At 68.5% G+C, this 1,878-nt stretch carries 3 protein-coding genes; all 3 read right to left on the bottom strand.

Translation table 11 applies throughout. The annotated features are described in order from the left end of the window. Window positions 1-646: AarF/UbiB family protein (locus ACT84W_RS07940; RefSeq protein WP_444328813.1), on the bottom strand; the 646-nt coding region annotated here is incomplete at its 3' end. Between the two features lie 9 nt (window positions 647-655). Beyond that, complete coding sequence (locus ACT84W_RS07935; RefSeq protein WP_417575432.1) at window positions 656-1,045, bottom strand: phasin family protein; 390 nt, start codon at window positions 1,043-1,045, stop codon at window positions 656-658. Window positions 1,046-1,152: 107 nt separating this feature from the next. Beyond that, window positions 1,153-1,812, bottom strand: a complete 660-nt coding sequence (locus ACT84W_RS07930) for an HAD family hydrolase (protein WP_444328812.1) — start codon at window positions 1,810-1,812, stop codon at window positions 1,153-1,155. Between the last annotated feature and the right edge of the window lie 66 nt (window positions 1,813-1,878).

Here is a 1,878-nt window from a genome sequence, read left to right as displayed (position 1 = left end):
CGCCGATGAAGCCGCCCAGTCTGCGCGCGAGCGAGCGCATGATGGAGATGTCCTTGGCCATGACCTCTTGGACATGCGGGCGCTGTACCTTGACGGCCACGAGCTCGCCTGTAACCAGACGCGCCTTGTGCACCTGGGCGACGGAGGCGGAGCCGAGCGGGTTGTCGTCGATGGCGTCGAAGATCTCCTCGATGGGGCGGTCGTACTCGGCGCGCAGGGCGGTGAGCACCGTCTCGCGGTCCATCGGCTCGACGTCGGTGCGCAGCTTGGAGAGCTCGCGCGTGAAGCTCGGCGGCAGGATCTCGGAACGCATCGAGAGGATCTGGCCGGCCTTGACGAAGGTGGGGCCGAGCTCCTCGAGCATCCGCCGCAGGCCTTGGGGCGTGAGACCGTGGAAGATGTCGTAGCGACGCACGATCTGCAGGATCTCTCCGATGCGCCGAAGGCGGCTCGCGCGCGAGAGGTCGTACTGCGCAGACCCCTGGGCTCGGCCGCCGAAGATGCCGATCGTGTCCGGCCCCGAATCGGAGCCGTCGCGGGTCATCTCGTCGTACCAGCTGTTCAAGATCTGGTCGTACTCATGGAGACGGGCGGCCTCGTCGGCGCCCGTCTCCGTTGCGGTTTTCTGTTCGGGTTCTGCGGCCACGCCCGTGCGCTACTCTGCGGCGTCCGGCTCGACGGCGTCCTCAGAGGCGTCCGAGACGTCCTCGGCGACGGGCTCGTCGGCGGCCTTGGCGCGATCGGCCTCGATAGCGGCGCTCATGTCCGCTACCTTCTGCGCGTACGCGGCGCGCTGCTCGGGCGTCATGGACTCGAGCTTGGAGCGCAGCGCGGCGTCGGAAGCTCCCGAAACCGTGGACTCGAAGGTCTCCTTGACCTTGCGCGTGAGCTCGGAGTTCAGATTCTTGCCCTGCTCGACGGTGATCTCGCCCTTCTTCACGAGCTCGTCGACGAGCTGCTGGCCCTTCTCGGCACCGGCGGCGACGGCGCCGACGCCGGCGAGAAACGCCTTGTAGATGGTCTCGCCCATATCGAATCCGTCCATGAGCGGCTCCCTTCGTCCGTGGGCGCGGGCCTTCTGCCCGCGCATACGCTAACTCTACCCCATCGCGGCCGCGCTCTGACGGGCGCTTCCGCAGGCGGGGGAATTCCCTATCCCAAAAGAATGCGCCGCAGGTCGTCGATGGTGTCGGCGATCGCCGCGCAGCCGGCGGACTCGAGCTCGGAGCGCGGGGCGGTGGCGCCGTAGAGCACGCCCACGCACTCGACGCCGCAGCTCGTGGCCGCCTCCGCGTCGAAGCGGCGGTCGCCCACCATAACGGCCTCGGAGCCGTCGACGCCGGCGGCGGCGAGGGCGCGCCCGAGGGCCGCCACCTTCGAGTCGCCGTGGTCGGAGAGCTTCGCCATGGGGAAGTCGAAGAGGTCGAGGACGCCGTTGGTCTCCAGGCCCCGGCGCAGGAGGAACTCGCGCTTGGACGAGGCCGTGCCGAGGAGCTTCCCTGCGGCCTTGAGGTCGCCAAGAAGCGCGTCCATCCCCTCGAAGAGCGGCCACCCGTCGCGCCCGAGGCCCGCATAGATGGCGCGGTACTCCTCGGTCACCTGCTGCGCCTCGGCCTCGGATAGGCCGTAGACCATGCTGTACGCTTGCGGGAAGGGCGGGCCCACGAGCCTGCTCATGTCGCCGAGCTCCTCGTCAGTCCATCCATGCCGGTGCATGACGGCGCGGGCGGTGGCGACGATGCCGGGCATGGAGTCGACGAGGGTCCCGTCGAAGTCGAAAACGACGAGCTTCCTTTGGGATATCGGGGGCATCAGCTGTTCCTTTCCGGGCAGGTAACGATGTGAGCATAGCAGAGCACGCCCTGGCCCGGGCAGGGT

It is taken from the genome of Paratractidigestivibacter sp. (assembly GCF_052362415.1).
GTDB lineage: Bacteria > Actinomycetota > Coriobacteriia > Coriobacteriales > Atopobiaceae > Paratractidigestivibacter.
The sequence above is the reverse complement of the archived record's forward strand: the minus strand, read 5'-3'. Positions and strand labels throughout refer to the sequence as shown.